The following is a 17,396-nucleotide window of genomic DNA, read 5'->3' as shown; positions in this document are numbered from 1 at the left end:
CCTCTTCACGAGGCCCGGCCCACAGTGCGTCGAGCGGTCGAGCGGTTGCCGTTCCCGGCCGGTGGTCCTACTTGACCGGCAGGACGGCCCGGCCCCACCCGCTGTTGGTCAGCGAGGCGGTGGCCCAGTACCAGGCGACCAGGCCGGAGGCCGCGGCGACCCAGCCCGCGAACTTGGCGAGGCCGCCGTAGCTGCCGAAGGCGGCGAGTGCGGACAGCACCAGGGAGAGCGTGAGCAGGCCGTACACGGCCCGGCTGAACAGGCCGGAGTTCCAGCTTGCGGCGGTCAGGGTGAGCGCCAGCAGCGCCCACAGCAGCAGGAACAGGCCGACGGCGTTCTTGCTCGCCCCGCCCGCCGCCGACCAGGTGGCCCAGAACGCGCCGAGGCCGGTGAAGGCGGTGCCGGTGAAGCCGTCCCCCTGGCGGAGCTGCCAGAGGCCGGCGAGGAACAGGGTGACCCCGCCGATGAGGTGCGCGAGGCCGGCCGCGTCCTTGACGCCGGTGCCGCTGAAGATGCCGGTGGCGAGCAGGCCGTAGGCGAGGAGGGTCAGTCCGAGTGCGAGATATCCGAGGGAACCGGCGTCGGCTCCTGAGGACCGGGCGTTCTGGGCCCCGGTAGCTTCATTGCTCACCGGAGGCTCCTTTCACTCTGGGCGCGCCGAAGGCGCTGTCAATGCGAGCGATGAGGTGGCTGCGCTGGGCCGGCCGAGGGCGCACGGAACGAGCGTGCGGGCGGCTGCGGCCTGGTGAAGTGCCAGCAGGAGAGGTGCTGGTCGGTGTCCCCGCCGGGGGATTCCCCGGTGAATCCGGTCTACCCGGAGCGAGGGCGCTTGTACCCTTGTGAATAGTACAATTTGAGCCGCCGGATGCTGTCGGCCGTCCACGATTGGCCGACAGCTGAGCGGATCTGACCGGTCCTCAGGCGAATGCCGGTCAGCTCGTCCGCTGGAGGGGGACCCGGAGGGTCAGGATCGCCATGTCGTCGGACGGCGGCTCCGGCGCGAAGCGTTCGACCGCGCGCTGGACCCGGGCGGCGACCGCTCCGGCGGTCAGGCCGGTGCAGCCGGTGAGCACCTGGGCGAGCCCGTCGTCCCCCAGCATCCGCAGCCCCTCGCGGCGTTCGGTGACTCCGTCGGTGACGCAGAGCAGCACCTCGCCCGGCTGGAGGACGAGGTGCTCCACGGTCAGCTCCAGGTCCTCCATCACGCCGAGCAGCGGTTGCGGGGTGGCGGCCTGGTCGACCTGTCCGTCGGTGCGCAGGCGCAGTGGCAGCGGGTGGCCGGCGCAGACCATCGCGAGTTCGGTGCAGCCGTCGGCCCGCGGGGTCAGCTCGCCGTACAGCAGGGTCAGGAAGCGGCTGCGCGAACCCTCGTCCAGGATTGCCGCGTTGAGGCGGGTGAGTACCTGCGGGGCGTCGAAGCCCTCGCGGGCGAGGAGTCGGAGGGAGTGCCGGGCCAGGCCGGTGACGGAGGCGGCCTCGGGGCCGGTGCCGCAGACGTCGCCGATGGCGAAGCCGTAGGTGCCCTCACGGATCGGGAACAGGTCGTAGAAGTCCCCGCCGACCTCGTTGCCCTCGCCGGCGGCCTGGTAGAAGACGTCCACCTCGACGCCGGGGATCTCGGGCAGCTCGGGCGGCAGCAGGCTCCGCTGGAGGGCCTGGCTGGTGGCCGTCCGCTCCGAGTAGAGGCGCGAGTTGTCCAGGGCGAGGGCGGCACGGCGGGAGAGGTCCTCGGCGAGTTCGAGGATCTCCTGGCGGAACCGCACGTCCGCCGGGGCGCCGAGCGTGAGCAGGCCGATCACGCGGTTGCGGGCGGCGAGCGGCAGGACGACCGTCTCGCCGAGCAGCCCGGCGAGTTCGGGACTGTCGCCCGGACCGCCGGTGCGGGCGGCCTCCGCCGGGGCCTTCCAGAACCGGGCGCCGGGGGAGGCCCCGGAGTCCGGCGCGGGGATCTTGTCGAGGAGGTACCGCAGCGGGTCGATCCGGTCCTCGTCCTGGTGCAGGACGAAGGCGAGGGTGGGCGGACCGCCCTGTTCGTCGGTGGTGTAGACGGCGCACCAGGAGGCCAGCGTCGGCACGGCCATCTGCGCCATCAGGGCGAGCGTCTGCTCGTGCTCCAGGGTGCCCGCCAGCAGTTCGGACGCCTCGACGAGGAAGGACAGCGACCCGCGGCGCAGCCGTTCCAGGTCGGCCAGCCGGGCGCTCTCCAGCGCGAGTGCGACCCGGTCGGCGGCGAACTGCAGGCGCAGCGCGTCCTCGTTGTCGTAGCGGCCGGGTGCGGCCGCGGCGACGCCGAGCGAGCCGATCAGCCGGCCGTCGACCTTCAGCGGGACGGTGATCAGGGAGCGCAGCCCGGTGTCGGCCAGCAGCGGGACGGCGGCGGGCCGCAGCGAGAGGTCCTCGTGGACGGCCGGCAGGCGGGCGGTGTCGAAGCGGCTGCGGGTCTGGTCCACCGGGAACCGGGCGTAGCGGCGGCGGCCGGCCGGGAGGCCGGTGGAGGCGCGGACCTCGAAGTCGGCCTCGTCGTCCGTGGTGAGCAGCAGGTAGGCGGCGTCGGCGTCGAGCAGGTCGCGGGCGCGTTCGACCGTCCGCTGGAGCAGTTCGCCGAGGTCGTCGGTGGTGACCTGGCCGGCCAGCAGGTCCAGCGGGGCCTCGACGGGGGTGGCCGGGTCGCCGGTGACGGTGCGGGCGGGGGAGCGCAGGACGGCGCGGTCGACCTCGCGGACCAGCAGGCACAGGGTGGAGGGGACGCCCTCCGCGTCGCGGACCCGGATCTGGACGCCGTACACCTCGACGGTGGGGCCGTCGGCGCGGCGCAGGCCGAAACTGCCCTCCCAGCGGGCCAGCCGCAGCGCCTCGTCGAGGCCGAGCCCGATGCCGGCCGACTGGGGCCAGGCGGCGAACTCGGCCCAGGGGTGGCCCAGTACGTCCGCGGCCCGGTGCAGGAACAGGGCTTCGGCGTCGGGGTTCCAGGCGAGGACCCGGCCGTTCTCGTCGATCTGGACGACGGCGACGTGCACCGGACCGTCGGTGGCGGGGAGTTCGTCGGCCGGGGTGGCGGGTACGGCGTACCGGGTGCCGACGACGTGCTCGGGCAGCGGGAGGCGGAACCAGACGGTCTTGCGTCCGGCCGAGTACTCGACGCCCCAACAGGAGGAGAGTGCCGAGCACATCAGCAGCCCGCGCCCGCCCTCGTCGTCCGGGTCGGCGTACCGTTCGGCGCCGCTGTCGGGGACGTCGGCGAAGGAGGGCAGGCCGCGTTCGGGGTGGTGGTCGGTGACCTCGACCCGGACGAAGCCCTCCTCGCGCAGGCAGCAGACCTCGGCGTCGGTGCCGGCGTGCACGACCGCGTTCGTGACGAGTTCGCTGACCAGGACGACGGCGTCGTCGACGACCTCGGGCAGGCCCCAGCCGAGCAGGGCGTCGCGGACGAAGCCGCGCGCGGCTGCGGCCGACCGGTCTACCGGTCGGAAGGTGGCGGCTGCGCGCGCGGTGACCACGTTGCCACGTCTCCTCTGCTCTGGCCCGGCTGCCCGCCGCACTTGGTGGGCGCTCCGGGGCCGACTCGCCTGCTGCGCCTGCCGGATGGCGGCGCCGAGTCCTGTGTGCGGCCCGGTGCAGCGCTCCACCCTACTTTCCGGTTGGTTCCCCATGGGTACGGGGAGCCGAAACAGGCACCTGAGAGTGATTCTGCGCACGTGTTTGGCCGGGAGTCGTACCAACCGAGTGCAACCGACCGTGCACCGGGTGCCAGTGCTGTCAGACTGGGGGGTCCGCAACGGCCTGATCGCGCAGTACGGTCGAAGCGGCGACGGCGGGCCCGACGGCCCCCGGAGCGGTGTTTCGGCCGCGCCGGTGCGTGTGCCCGGAGGGTGCGGGCGGTACCGGACAGTTCACGATGTGGGAGGGTCCCGTTGAGTTCGGCCACCAAGGACGCAACCGGTACGACGACGCCCGCCGCCCGCGGCGGACGCTCCGGCGCCGCGCCCCGGGGCGCCGCCGGACGGCGCCCGAGCCACAGCCGGGGCGCCGAGCCCGCGGACCTGCGCAAGCTGCTGGCCGCGCTCACGGCCATGCGCGACGGCAACTTCAAGCGGCGGCTGCCGGTGCCGGGGGACGGGCCGCTGGCGGAGATCGCCGCGGTGTTCAACGAGGTAGCCGAGCGCAATCAGCACCTCACCGGTGAACTGGCCAGGGTCCGGCGGGCGGTGGGCCGCGAGGGGCGTCTTTCGGAGCGGCTGGAGACGGGCGCCGGCGAGGGCGCCTGGATGGCGGCCGTCGACAACTGCAACGCGCTGATCGACGATCTGGCCCGTCCGATGGCCGAGGTCGGCCGGGTGCTGACCTCGATCGCCGAGGGCGACCTCGAACAGAAGATGGAGCTGCGCTCCGTCCACACCAGCGGGGTGAGCCACCCGCTGCGCGGGGAGTACCTGCGGATCGGGCGGACGGTCAACGGACTGGTCGACCAGCTCTCGGAGTTCACCGACGAGGTGACCCGGGTGGCGATCGAGGTCGGCACCGAGGGCAAGCTCGGCGGGCAGGCGCGGGTGCGCAGCGTGTCGGGCAGTTGGAAGGACCTCGCCGACTCCGTCAACACGATGGCCGGCCGGCTGACCGCGCAGGTGCGCAACATCGCGGAGGTGACCACGGCGGTCGCCAAGGGCGACCTGTCCCGCAAGGTGACCGTCGAGGTCGACGGCGAGATGCTGCAGCTGAAGAACACCGTGAACACCATGGTGGACCAGCTCAACTCCTTCGCCGCCCAGGTGACCAGGGTGGCGAGGGACGTCGGTACCGAGGGGCGGCTCGGCGGTCAGGCGCAGGTGCCGGGGGTGGCCGGGGTCTGGCGGGATCTGACCGACTCGGTCAACTTCATGGCCAACAACCTGACCGGCCAGGTGCGCAACATCGCGCAGGTGACCACGGCGGTGGCGCGCGGCGATCTGTCGCAGAAGATCGAGGTCGACGCGCGGGGCGAGATCCTGGAGCTGAAGAACACCATCAACACGATGGTCGACCAGCTCTCCGGGTTCGCCGAGCAGGTGACCCGGGTGGCCCGCCAGGTGGGTACGGAGGGGCGGCTCGGCGGTCAGGCGCAGGTGCCGGGCGCGGCGGGTGTCTGGCGCGACCTGACCGACAACGTGAACTTCATGGCCAACAACCTGACGGACCAGGTGCGCAACATCGCGCAGGTGACCACGGCGGTAGCCAGGGGCGACCTGTCGCAGAAGATCCAGGTGGACGCCCGGGGCGAGATCCTGGAGCTGAAGAACACCATCAACACGATGGTCGACCAGCTGGGGGCCTTCGCCGACGAGGTGACCAGGGTCGCGAGGGACGTGGGCACCGAGGGCATCCTGGGCGGCCAGGCCAGCGTCCCCGGGGTCTCCGGCACCTGGAAGGACCTGACCAACAGCGTCAACCTGATGGCCAACAACCTGACCAGCCAGGTCCGCAACATCGCCGAGGTGACCACGGCGGTGGCCCGCGGCGACGTGTCGAAGAAGATCACCGTCGATGCGCGCGGGGAGATCCTGGAGCTGGTCACCACCGTCAACACGATGGTCGACCAGTTGTCGGCCTTCGCGGACGAGGTGACCCGGGTGGCCCGCGAGGTCGGTACCGAGGGCATTCTCGGCGGCCAGGCCCGGGTGCGCGGAGTGTCGGGCATCTGGAAGGACCTCACCGACAACGTCAACTTCATGGCGTCCAACCTGACCAGCCAGGTGCGCAACATCGCCGAGGTGGCCACCGCTGTGGCCAGTGGCGACCTCTCCAAGAAGATCACCATCGAGGCGCAGGGCGAGGTGGCGGCCCTGGCCGGCACCCTGAACACGATGGTGGACCAGCTGTCGGCCTTCGCCGTCGAAGTGACCCGGGTCGCCCGCGAGGTGGGCACGGACGGCATCCTGGGCGGCCAGGCCGGTGTGCCCGGGGTCGCGGGTATCTGGAAGGACCTCACCGACAACGTCAACCTGATGGCCAACAACCTGACCGGCCAGGTGCGCAACATCGCGCTGGTCATCACGGCGGTGGCCCGCGGAGACCTGTCGCAGAAGATCGACGTGGACGCCCGCGGCGAGATCCTGGAGCTCAAGACCAGCATCAACACCATGGTCGACCAGCTCGGCTCGTTCGCGGCCGAGGTCACCCGGGTGGCCCGTGAGGTGGGTACCGACGGACGCCTCGGCGGCCAGGCCCGGGTGCCCGGCGTGGACGGGACGTGGCAGGACCTCACCGAGTCGGTGAACGAACTGGCCAACAACCTGACCCGCCAGGTGCGCGCCATCGCCCAGGTGGCCACCGCGGTGACCAGGGGCGACCTGTCGCTGCGGATCGACGTGGACGCTTCGGGTGAGCTCGACGAGCTCAAGGACAACATCAACCAGATGATCGCCAACCTGCGCGAGACCACCCGCACCAACCAGGAGCAGGACTGGCTCAAGACCAACCTGGCCCGGGTCACCGGCCTGCTCCAGGGCCGCCGGGACCTGGAGGCAGTCGCCTCGCTGATCATGACCGAGCTGACGCCCGTCGTGTCGGCCCAGCACGGCGCGTTCTTCCTCGCCCAGCCGGCCGGCCGGACGGCGGAACTGATCACCGAGGACGACGACGAGAACGACACCGTCCTGCGGCTGATCGGCAGCTACGGCTACCAGCGGCGCGCGATGCCGACCACCTTCCGGCCCGGTGAGTCGCTGGTGGGGCAGGCGGCGGTGGAGAAGCGCTCGATCATCCTGAAGGAGGCGCCGCCCGGATACCTCAAGATCGCCTCCGGGCTGGGCGAGGCCTCGCCCGCCCACGTGGTGGTCCTCCCGGTGCTGTTCGAGGGCCGGCTGCTGGGCGTGATCGAGCTGGCCACCTTCAGTTCGTTCACCACCGTCGCCCTGGACTTCCTCAACCAGATCGCCGACCTGATCGGTGTCACCGTCAACACCATCAGCGTCAACACCAAGACCGAGGGCCTGCTGCTGGAGTCCCAGCGGCTGACCGCCGAACTCTCGATGCGGTCCGCCGAGTTGGAGGCCCGTCAGGAGGAGCTGGAGCGCACCAACGAGGAGCTCCAGGAGAAGGCCGAGCAACTCGCCCAGCAGAACCGCGACATCGAGATCAAGAACAGCGAGATCGAGGAGGCCCGGCAGGTCCTGGAGGAGCGCGCCGAGCAGCTCGCCCTCGCCTCCCGGTACAAGAGCGAGTTCCTCGCCAACATGTCGCACGAGCTGCGCACCCCGCTCAACTCGCTGCTGATCCTGGCCAAGCTGCTCTCCGACAACAACGAGGGCAACCTCTCGCCCAAGCAGGTCGAGTTCGCCGACACGATCCACGGCGCGGGCTCCGACCTGCTCCAGCTGATCAACGACATCCTGGACCTCTCCAAGGTCGAGGCGGGCAAGATGGACGTCCGCCCGGCGAAGATCGCCCTCGTCCAGCTGGTCGACTACGTCGAGGCCGCGTTCCGGCCGCTCACGGTGGACAAGAACCTCGACTTCGCCGTCCGGGTCTCGCCCGAACTGCCGGTCACCCTGCACACGGACGAGCAACGGCTCCAGCAGGTGCTGCGCAACCTGCTCTCCAACGCGGTGAAGTTCACCGACAGCGGCGCCGTCGACCTGTACATCCGCCCGGCCGGCGCCGAGGTGCCCCAGCACGTGCGGGAGCAGCTGCTGGAGGCCGGAGCGATCAGCGACCCGGACGAGGAGCTGGTCGCCTTCTCGGTGTCCGACACCGGGATCGGCATCCCCGGCAACAAGCTCCGGGAGATCTTCGAGGCGTTCAAGCAGGCCGACGGCGGCACCAGCCGCAAGTACGGCGGCACCGGTCTCGGGCTCTCCATCAGCCGGGAGATCGCGCGGCTGCTCGGCGGTGAGATCCACGCCGAGAGCGAGATCGACCGGGGTTCCACGTTCACCCTCTACCTGCCGCTGCGCAGCGAGTCCCCGGACGTGTCGCCGGGGGAGCGCCCGGCCGGGCCGGCGGTGCGCGCCTCGGTGGGGGTGACGCCCGTGGGCACGCCCGTGCCGGTCGGGGAGAACCCCGCGGAGCACTGGGCCCAGGAGGTCCGCGAACTCGCGGAGGAGCGCCGCCGGGGCGCGATCGAGCGCCGGCGGGCCGCCGCCGAGGACCCGTTCCCGCGCCAGTCGGCCGAAGCGGCGGCCCGCCGGGCCCCCGGGGAGCACGTGGACGGGCGTTTCGACGGCCGCTTCGACGGTGAGCAGGTGCTGATCGTGGACGACGACATCCGCAACGTCTTCGCCCTGACCAGCGTGCTGGAGCAGCACGGCCTGACCGTCCTGTACGCCGAGAACGGGCGTGAGGGCATCGAGGTGCTGGAGCAGCACGAGGACGTCGCACTCGTCCTGATGGACATCATGATGCCGGAGATGGACGGCTACGCGACGACCGAGGCGATCCGCCGGATGCCCCAGTTCGCCGGTCTGCCGATCATCGCGCTGACCGCGAAGGCGATGAAGGGCGACCGTGAGAAGAGCATCGAGGCGGGCGCGACCGACCACATCACCAAGCCGGTGGAGACCGACCACCTGCTGACCGTGATGCACCACTGGCTGGAGCAGTCGTAGCGGGCCACGCCGGTAGGTCGTTGCCGAACGGCCCCTGGCGGTGCTGGCGTGGCGGCACTCCCGGCCGGTCGCCGCGGTGGCGGCCGGGGCGCGGGGGCCGGGGCCCGCGCTCCGGTTCGCACCGGTGGTGCCGTTCCCGCGCTGGCGGCCCGGGGCGGGAACCCGGTAGGGTCACCGATCGTTGCGAACAGTGACCGAACGGCGACACGCTGCTGAGCGTGCGCCGGAGTGCTGGGCGCGCGCCGCTCCGGCCCGGTTCACGACGGAGCGATGTGCCGGGCGAGTGGGGGCGGCTAGCATGACCGGGGTAGTGGTGGGCAGTACACGCGTGCCGTCCCCTGGCAGGTCGGCGACAGGAGGGCGGGTCGTGGTGCAGAAAGCGAAGATCCTCCTGGTCGATGACCGGCCGGAGAACCTGTTGGCCCTGGAGGCCATCCTCTCCGCACTCGACCAGACCCTGGTCCGGGCCGCGTCCGGCGAGGAGGCGCTCAAGGCGCTGCTTACCGACGACTTCGCGGTGATCCTGCTGGACGTCCAGATGCCCGGCATGGACGGCTTCGAGACGGCGTCCCACATCAAGCGCCGCGAGCGCACCCGCGACATCCCGATCATCTTCCTCACCGCGATCAACCACGGCCCGCACCACACCTTCCGCGGGTACGCGGCGGGCGCGGTCGACTACATCTCCAAGCCGTTCGACCCGTGGGTGCTGCGCGCCAAGGTCTCGGTCTTCGTGGATCTCTACATGAAGAACTGCCAGCTCAAGGAGCAGGCGGCGCTGCTCCGGCTGCAGCTGGAGGCCGGTACCGCGGAGCCTGCCCTGGGCGGCGCGCTGATCAGCGAGCTGTCCGCCCGGCTGGCCTCGGTGGAGGAGCAGGCCGAGGCGCTGACGAAGCAGCTGGACAGCTCGGACGACTCCGGGGCCGCCGCCACCGCCGCCCACCTGGAGCGCAAGCTGGCCGGCCTGCGCCGGGCCCTGGAGGCGCTGCGCCCCGGCTCGGCCTGAGCGTCGGACCACCCGCGTCCCGCCGGCTCGTTCGGCCGGACGGGTGAAGCGGCATCAGTGTGACGGTATGTCCGCGACACGCCCGCCGCTCCCGCGATCGAGCACGTGTCCACAGCGGTGCGGCGCCGGTAGGCTGCTGGACCATGGCCACTCGTACGCCCGGAAGTGACATCAGCGGCTCGCGCCGCGGTGCCGCTCGCACCCCGAGTCCGGGATCGTCCAAGAAGGCCGCCGCGAAGTCCCCGGCGAAACCGCCCGCCAAGAAGGCGGTGGCGAAGAAGGCCGTCCCGGTGAAGAAGGCGGCGGCCAGGCCCGCCCAGCCGTCGCCGCCCCCGCCGCGGCCGATACTGTTCCGCGCCGTGCGGGCCGTCTGGCTCGGCCTGGCGCACAGCGTGGGCGCGCTCTTCCGGGGCTTCGGGGACGGCGCGAAGGGCCTGCACCCGGATCACCGCAAGGACGGCCTGGGCCTGCTGCTGCTCGCCCTCGCGCTGGTCACGGCGGCCGGTACCTGGTTCAGCCCGCAGGGCTGGCTCGGTGAGGCCGCGACGAACGTGGTGTCGGGCCTGTTCGGGCGGCTCGACGTGCTGGTGCCCTTCCTGCTGGCCGCGGTCGGGGTCCGGCTGATGAGGCACCCCGAGGTGCCGGAGGCCAACGGACGGATCGTCATCGGTCTGAGCGCGCTGGTGGTCGGCGTGCTCGGGCTGGTGCACATCGGCTGCGGCGCGCCCGCGATGGCCGGTGGCGCGACCCGGATCCGGCAGGCCGGCGGCATCTTCGGCTGGGCCGCCTCGACCCCGATGATGGCCGCGGCCGGGCCGCCGCTGGCGGTGCCGCTCCTGCTGCTGCTGGCCTTCTTCGGCCTGCTGGTGGTCACGGCGACCCCGGTGAACCGGATCCCGGAGCGGCTGCGGTCCGTGGGCGTGCGCCTCGGCGTGGTCGAACCCTCGCCCGAGGAGGCCGCGGCCGGGCAGCTCGCGGCCGACCGGGAGTTCTCCACCGACCCGCCCGAGGACGCCGACCCGGACGCCCTGCCCTTCGTGCTGGACCACGAGGACGACGAGGTCGGCGCCCGCCGCCGGCGCCGGCGCCGCAAGCAGCTGGACGATCCCGAGCTGGCGTCCGCCGTCCCCGACATGTTCGCCAAGGCCCCGTTCACCGCCGAGCCGTACGAGACCCGGGGGATCGCCGCGGGGGTGGCCGCCGACCTGGACGGCGCACTGCTGTACGGGGTGCCGGCCTCGCCCGCGGTGGCCGACATGATGCACCAGGTGCAGGACCGGACGGCCCCGCCGGAGGAGCCCGCAGTCCCCGCCGCGCGCACGGCGGGCCAGCCGCCGCCGGACGAGCACGGCCCCGCGCCCGTGCGGATGGAGCAGCTCCAGCTGTCCGGCGACATCACGTACGCGCTGCCCTCGCTGGACCTGCTGGAGCGCGGCGGCCCCGGCAAGACCCGCAGCAAGATCAACGACGATGTGGTGGCGCAGCTCAGCGGTGTGTTCGCCGAGTTCAAGGTGGACGCCAGGGTCACCGGCTTCACCCGCGGCCCGACGGTCACCCGCTACGAGGTGGAGCTCGGTCCGGCGGTCAAGGTCGAGCGGATCACCGCGCTCGCCAAGAACATCGCGTACGCGGTGGCGAGCGCCGACGTGCGGATCATCAGCCCGATCCCCGGGAAGTCGGCGGTCGGCATCGAGATCCCCAACCTTGACCGGGAGATGGTCAACCTCGGGGACCTGCTGCGCTCGCGCGCGGCCGCCGACGATCCGCATCCGATGCTGGTCGGCATGGGCAAGGACGTCGAGGGTCACACCGTGATGGCCAACCTGGCCAAGATGCCGCACATCCTGGTGGCCGGCGCCACCGGCGCGGGCAAGTCCTCGTGCATCAACTGCCTGATCACCTCGGTGCTGGCCCGGGCGACCCCGGACGAGGTCCGGATGGTGCTGGTCGACCCCAAGCGGGTGGAGCTGACGGCGTACGAGGGAATCCCGCACCTGATCACGCCGATCATCACGAACCCGAAGAAGGCGGCCGAGGCGCTGCAGTGGGTGGTCCGCGAGATGGACCTGCGCTACGACGACCTGGCGGCCTTCGGGTTCCGGCACGTGGACGACTTCAACGCGGCGGTGAAGGCGGGCAGGGTCAGCGCGCCGCTCGGCAGCGAGCGGGAGCTGAAGCCGTACCCGTACCTGCTGGTGATCGTCGACGAGCTCGCGGACCTGATGATGGTCGCCCCGCGCGACGTCGAGGACTCGGTGGTCCGGATCACCCAGCTCGCCCGCGCGGCCGGAATCCACCTGGTGCTGGCGACCCAGCGGCCCTCGGTGGACGTCGTCACCGGCCTGATCAAGGCGAACGTGCCGTCCCGGCTGGCGTTCGCCACCTCCGCGATGATGGACTCCCGGGTCATCCTGGACCAGCCGGGGGCCGAGAAGCTGATCGGCAAGGGCGACGCGCTCTTCCTGCCGATGGGTTCCAACAAGCCGATCCGGATGCAGGGCGCGTTCGTCACGGAGGCGGAGATCGCCGCCGTGGTCCAGCATTGCAAGGACCAGCTGACGGCCGTCTACCGCGACGACGTGACGGTCGGCGGCGGCCCGAAGAAGGAGATCGACGAGGAGATCGGCGACGATCTCGATCTGCTGATCCAGGCGGTCGAGCTGGTGGTCTCCACACAGTTCGGTTCGACCTCGATGCTCCAGCGCAAACTGCGGGTCGGCTTCGCGAAGGCGGGCCGGTTGATGGACCTGATGGAGTCACGTGGGATCGTTGGCCCCAGCGAGGGTTCGAAGGCCCGTGATGTGCTCGTCACACCGGACGAGTTGGACGGCGTGATCGTCAGCATCCGGGGCTGACCGGGCCCGGCGCGACAGCGACAGCAGCAGTTTCCGCCGAACGGCCTCACTCGTTCGGAGGACAGCAGGAGCGGTGGGAACCAACCGGGTTGCCGCCGCGTCACAGGCCGGGGTGCTCCACGACCCCGTCGGGCTGACCGGCCGTCATCGGCGGGCCGGAACCGACGGGCCCCGGCAGGAGCGGGCGCGCACGTTCGGGCCTGTTCCGCTTGAGAAACGCTCCCATCCCGCCCCTAGACTGTTCCTCCAGCAGGTGGCCATCCGCTCGAAAGGCGCGCCCAGTGACCATCGGCAAGTCCCCGGACCGTGACAACCGCCGACCGACGGCCGACCAGGCCGGTGCCGAACCGGTCCTGTCGGTGTCCGGCGAGCCTGATCCGGCTGCCGACACCGTGAGCATCGGACGGGTGCTGTCGGCCGCCCGGATCGAGGCGGGTCTCACGGTCGACCAGATCAGCGCGAGTACGCGCGTCCGGGTTCCCATAGTCCACGCCATCGAGGGGGACGACTTCGACCGCTGCGGCGGCGATTTCTACGCCCGTGGCCACATTCGCTCGATCGCCAGGGCGGTCGGCATCGACGGTGACATCCTGGTCGCCCGGTACGACGCCGCGCACGGCGGAGCACCGGAGACCAAACGACCCTCCCAGCTGCTCGACACCGGACCGATCAGGGTCAACGACCGCCGCCGCCCGAACTGGACGGCCGCCATGGTCGCCGCGATCTTCGCGGTGGTCGCGCTGATCGGCTTCAACCTGGTCAACGGCCACACGGGTGGCACCGGCACCGGCTCGGCCAGCGCTCCGCTGCCCAGCGGGTCCGGTACCGGTACGACCGCACCCGAGGTCCCGGTCGTGCAGCCGCCCGCCCCGGCCCCCAGCGTCGCGGCGATCGCGGCCGCCCCGGCCGACAAGGTGACCGTGAAGCTCGTCGCCGAGAAGGACGCCAGCTGGGTGTCCGCGGTCGACGGATCCGGCAAGTCGCTCTACCAGAACAACATCGAACCCGGCCAGGACCAGACCTTCACCGACGGCAAGCAGATCAAGCTGGTGATCGGCAACGCCGGCGCCGTGCACGTGTTCGTCAACGGCAAGGACCTCGGTCCGGCAGGCAAGGACGGCCAGGTGGTGCACGTCACGTACACCCCCGGAGACCCCCAGGCAGGCTGAAGCAGCGGGGCGAAGATCTGGTAATCCGAGGCGCGCGGCCTCCGGGGCGAACGGCACCGGGGGCCGCGCGTTAATCTTGGCCCTATGCCTGAACGCCGTACTGTCGCCCTTGTCACGCTCGGATGCGCCCGCAACGAGGTGGACTCGGAGGAACTCGCCGGGCGACTGGAGGCCGATGGCTGGCTGCTGGTCGACGACGCCGCCGACGCAGACGTCGCCGTCGTCAACACCTGCGGGTTCGTCGAAGCCGCCAAGAAGGACTCTGTCGACGCCCTCCTGGAGGCCAACGACCTCAAGGGGCACGGCCGCACGCAGGCCGTCGTCGCCGTCGGCTGCATGGCCGAGCGCTACGGCAAGGAGCTTGCCGACGCCCTTCCCGAGGCCGACGCGGTGCTCGGGTTCGACGACTACGCCAACATCACCGAGCGCCTCCAGACCATCCTCTCCGGCGGCCACCACGCCGCGCACCTCCCGCGCGACCGCCGCAAGCTCCTCCCGCTGACCCCGGTCGAGCGGCAGGCCGCGGCCACCGCCGTCGCCCTGCCCGGCCACGGCGCCCCCGAGAACGTGCCGGACGACCTGCCGGAGGGCGTGGCTCCCGCCTCCGGCCCGCGCGTGCTGCGCAAGCGGCTGGACGACAACCCGGTCGCCTCGGTCAAGCTCGCCTCGGGCTGCGACCGGCGATGTTCCTTCTGCGCCATCCCGGCCTTCCGCGGCTCCTTCATCTCGCGCCGCCCGTCCGACGTGCTGAACGAGGCCCAGTGGCTGGCCGCGCAGGGCGTCCGCGAGGTCGTCCTGGTCAGCGAGAACAACACCTCGTACGGCAAGGACCTCGGCGACATCCGCCTGCTGGAGACCCTGCTCAGCGAGATCGCGGCCGTCCCCGGCATCGAGCGGGTCCGGGTCAGCTACCTGCAGCCCGCCGAGATGCGGCCCGGCCTGATCGACGTGATGACCGGCACGCAGGACGTCGTGCCGTACTTCGACCTGTCGTTCCAGCACTCCGCGCCGGCCGTACTGCGCCGGATGCGGCGGTTCGGCAACACCGACCAGTTCCTGGAGCTGCTCGGGACCATCCGCGGCAAGGCCCCGCAGGCCGGCGCCCGCTCCAACTTCATCGTCGGCTTCCCCGGGGAGACCGAGGAGGACTTCGCCGAGCTGGAGCGCTTCGTCACCCACGCCGGGCTGGACGCGATCGGCGTCTTCGGCTACTCGGACGAGGACGGCACCGAGGCCGCGACGTTCGACGGCAAGCTGCCGCAGGACGTGGTCGACGAGCGCCTCGCCAGGCTGTCGCGGCTGGCCGAGGAGCTGACCGCCCAGCGGGCCGAGCAGCGGATCGGCACCGAGGTGGAGGTGCTGGTGGAGTCCGTCGAGGGCGACCTGGTCGAGGGCCGCGCGGCGCACCAGGCACCGGAGACCGACGGCCTCACCACGCTGACCGGGGTGGAGAACCCCGTGGTCGGCCAGTTCTACCGGGCCAAGGTGGTCGCCAGTGAGGGCGTCGACCTGGTCGCCGAGGTGCTGGAGCCGGCCCGCGTCGCGGCGGCCGGCGCGGTCGCCATCGGAGCCGGCGAATGACGAAGGGGCCCGGCGCCCCCACCACGGCCCGCCCCGGCCCGGCGGGGGCCGCGACGCCGCCGCCGCCGGGCATCTGGAACATCGCGAACATGCTGACCATGCTCCGGCTGCTGCTGGTGCCGGTGTTCGTGCTGCTCCTGTTCGCCGACGGCGGCCACGACCCGAAGTGGCGCTCGGTGGCCTGGGCCTCGTTCGCCGTCGCGATGATCACCGATCTCTTCGACGGCGAGATCGCCCGCCGCAAGGGCCTGGTCACCGACTTCGGCAAGATCGCCGACCCGATCGCCGACAAGGCGATCATGGGTGCCGCCCTGATCGGCCTCTCGGTGCTCGGGGACCTGCCCTGGTGGGTCACGATCCTGATCCTCGCGCGCGAGCTGGGCATCACCCTGATGCGGTTCTGGGTGATCCGCTACGGCGTGATCCCGGCCAGCCGCGGCGGCAAGCTGAAGACCCTGGCCCAGGGCATCGCGGTCGGCATGTACGTGCTGGAGCTGACCGGCTGGCTGGCGACGGCCCGCGCCGTGCTGATGGCCTTCGCCGTGCTGCTGACCCTCGCCACCGCGCTGGACTACGTCGGACAGGCGGTGCGGATGCGCCGCCAGGGGCTGGCCGCGGAGCGCGAGGGCCGGTGACGGGGGCCAGGGGGGCCGCGGCGGCGGCCGGGGGCTTCGGGTTGGCCGCGGACGTGCACGCGGCGCTGCGGGCCCGTGGGGCCACGCTGGCGGTCGCCGAGTCGCTCACCGGGGGGCTGCTCGCGGCCGCGCTGGTGGACGTTCCCGGCGCCTCGGCGACCTTCCGGGGTTCCGTGACGGCCTACGCGACCGATCTCAAGGCGTCGGTGCTCGGCGTGGACGAGGGCCTGCTGGCCGTCCACGGCCCGGTCCACCCGGTGGTGGCCGGGCAGATGGCCCAGGGCGTACGGCGGTTGCTCGGCGCCACGTACGGGCTCGCGACCACCGGCGTGGCCGGGCCCGATCCGCAGGACGGACAGCCGGTGGGCACCGTGTACCTGGCTTTTGCGGGTCCTGCGGGAAGTCTGGTCACTTCACCACGGTTGTCCGGTGAGCGTGCCACAATCCGTCGCATGGCGGTGACGGCCGCGCTGGAGCTGCTCGCGGGGCGGCTGCAGGCCGACCATTCGCAACCGAACTGAGATCTCCGTCGAACCGAGATCTGCCGGACTGGCGGAACCGTCCGCCGTAGTTGGAGGATCGTGTTACATCGGAGGGCCTGGTTGGGCAGATACCAGGTGGTGAACGTGTGCGTGGCGCCGGCCGCGCTCCCCGGAGCGGGCACAGCGAGGGGCCCGTCGGGCGGGGTGGGACAACGGAAACAGGGGAGGGGGCAGCCTTGCAGCCCAGAGTGAACACGACCATGGTCCCCGCACGCGAAGCGGGCAAGGCGGTACGGTGGGGACGTGACATCTCGATCCGCAGTCCGAGGAGGGAGGCACCGATGATCCTGCTCCGTCGCCTACTGGGCGATGTACTGCGTCGGCAGCGCCAGCGCCAGGGCCGCACACTTCGCGAGGTGTCGGCAGCCGCGAGGGTTTCGCTCGGTTACCTCTCCGAGGTGGAGCGAGGACAGAAGGAAGCCTCCTCGGAGCTTCTTTCCGCCATCTGCGACGCGCTCGACGTCCGGATGTCCGAGGTCATGCGCGAGGTCAGCGACGAACTGTCGCTCGCCGAACTTGCGGCGATGGCCAGCCTCTCCGAAGGTGAACTGCTGAGGCCGGTTCTCGAACCGGTGCCGCTGCAGGCTCCCGGCGTCGACCGGATGAGCTCCATCACGCCCAAGGCCGCCGCCGTGGACGTGGTCGCGGCCTGACCGGACCTCGGCCCGTACGGACGCCGCCCTCCGGGGCGCGCCGGGGGACGAGCGAAGGAGGCCGCTGTGCGCAGAGTCGTGACGGTGTGTGCCGGAGCCCGAATACGCGGGCGCCCGGCTGTGCGCGTGATCCTGTCGGCCGCGCTCGGAGTGCTCGCCTGCTGCCTGCTGCTGACCAGGGGCCCCGGTGACGGCGGGGCCGCCCTCGGTGTGCTGGCCGCCGGCGGCTGGAGTCTCGGACTGCTGCCCGTCCACGCCGACCCCGGATCGACCGGGCCGCAGCGCCGATCGGGTGAATCCGCGGCGCTTGCGCAGCCCGTCCCCCCGTTGGAGTGACCCGCGCGCGACGGCCGTGGGGAGGCCACCCGAGCGATTC

Annotated in this window: 11 protein-coding genes; 9 read left to right on the top strand and 2 right to left on the bottom strand. The window is 71.8% G+C overall.

Annotated features, from left to right (window positions below):
• Nucleotides 1-67: 67 nt before the first annotated feature.
• Complete coding sequence (locus ACFUK0_RS35505) at nucleotides 68-631, bottom strand: acetate uptake transporter (RefSeq protein ID WP_380257316.1); 564 nt, start codon at nucleotides 629-631, stop codon at nucleotides 68-70.
• 301 nt (nucleotides 632-932) lie between these two features.
• Entirely contained in the window at nucleotides 933-3,497 is a 2,565-nt protein-coding gene (locus ACFUK0_RS35500; RefSeq protein ID WP_380257314.1) for a SpoIIE family protein phosphatase, read from the bottom strand.
• Nucleotides 3,498-4,070: 573 nt separating this feature from the next.
• Here ACFUK0_RS35500 and ACFUK0_RS35495 point away from each other — a divergent pair.
• The 9 genes from ACFUK0_RS35495 to ACFUK0_RS35455 all read left to right on the top strand — a co-directional run bounded on the left by ACFUK0_RS35495 (nucleotide 4,071) and on the right by ACFUK0_RS35455 (nucleotide 17,356).
• A complete protein-coding gene (locus tag ACFUK0_RS35495) occupies nucleotides 4,071-8,579 on the top strand; it encodes a HAMP domain-containing protein (protein ID WP_380257320.1) in 4,509 nt (1,502 codons plus the stop codon).
• A gap of 367 nt (nucleotides 8,580-8,946) precedes the next feature.
• The gene (locus tag ACFUK0_RS35490) at nucleotides 8,947-9,585 is read left to right on the top strand and encodes a response regulator (protein WP_380257312.1); all 639 of its coding nucleotides are present in this window, start codon (nucleotides 8,947-8,949) and stop codon (nucleotides 9,583-9,585) included.
• A 143-nt stretch (nucleotides 9,586-9,728) separates the two neighbouring features.
• Nucleotides 9,729-12,440, top strand: coding sequence for a DNA translocase FtsK (locus ACFUK0_RS35485; protein WP_380257310.1), 2,712 nt, complete (start codon nucleotides 9,729-9,731; stop codon nucleotides 12,438-12,440).
• A 281-nt stretch (nucleotides 12,441-12,721) separates the two neighbouring features.
• The gene (locus ACFUK0_RS35480) at nucleotides 12,722-13,609 is read left to right on the top strand and encodes a helix-turn-helix domain-containing protein (RefSeq protein WP_380257308.1); all 888 of its coding nucleotides are present in this window, start codon (nucleotides 12,722-12,724) and stop codon (nucleotides 13,607-13,609) included.
• Between the two features lie 84 nt (nucleotides 13,610-13,693).
• The gene (rimO, locus tag ACFUK0_RS35475) at nucleotides 13,694-15,190 is read left to right on the top strand and encodes a 30S ribosomal protein S12 methylthiotransferase RimO (protein ID WP_380257306.1); all 1,497 of its coding nucleotides are present in this window, start codon (nucleotides 13,694-13,696) and stop codon (nucleotides 15,188-15,190) included.
• Entirely contained in the window at nucleotides 15,187-15,825 is a 639-nt protein-coding gene (pgsA, locus tag ACFUK0_RS35470) for a CDP-diacylglycerol--glycerol-3-phosphate 3-phosphatidyltransferase (RefSeq protein WP_380257304.1), read from the top strand. The genes rimO and pgsA overlap by 4 nt, the downstream gene beginning before the upstream one ends.
• Nucleotides 15,826-15,866: 41 nt before the next feature.
• Nucleotides 15,867-16,346 carry a CinA family protein gene (locus ACFUK0_RS35465; protein WP_380257318.1) on the top strand — a complete coding sequence of 160 codons (480 nt, stop codon included), beginning with the start codon at nucleotides 15,867-15,869 and terminating at the stop codon, nucleotides 16,344-16,346.
• Between the two features lie 302 nt (nucleotides 16,347-16,648).
• Nucleotides 16,649-17,020 carry a helix-turn-helix domain-containing protein gene (locus tag ACFUK0_RS35460; RefSeq protein ID WP_380257302.1) on the top strand — a complete coding sequence of 124 codons (372 nt, stop codon included), beginning with the start codon at nucleotides 16,649-16,651 and terminating at the stop codon, nucleotides 17,018-17,020.
• 126 nt (nucleotides 17,021-17,146) lie between these two features.
• A complete protein-coding gene (locus tag ACFUK0_RS35455) occupies nucleotides 17,147-17,356 on the top strand; it encodes a hypothetical protein (RefSeq protein WP_380257300.1) in 210 nt (69 codons plus the stop codon).
• Nucleotides 17,357-17,396 lie beyond the last annotated feature (40 nt).

The organism is Kitasatospora sp. NPDC057223, assembly GCF_042669755.1.
Taxonomy (GTDB): Bacteria; Actinomycetota; Actinomycetes; order Streptomycetales; family Streptomycetaceae; genus Kitasatospora.
This window is presented reverse-complemented; position numbering and strand designations above follow the sequence as displayed.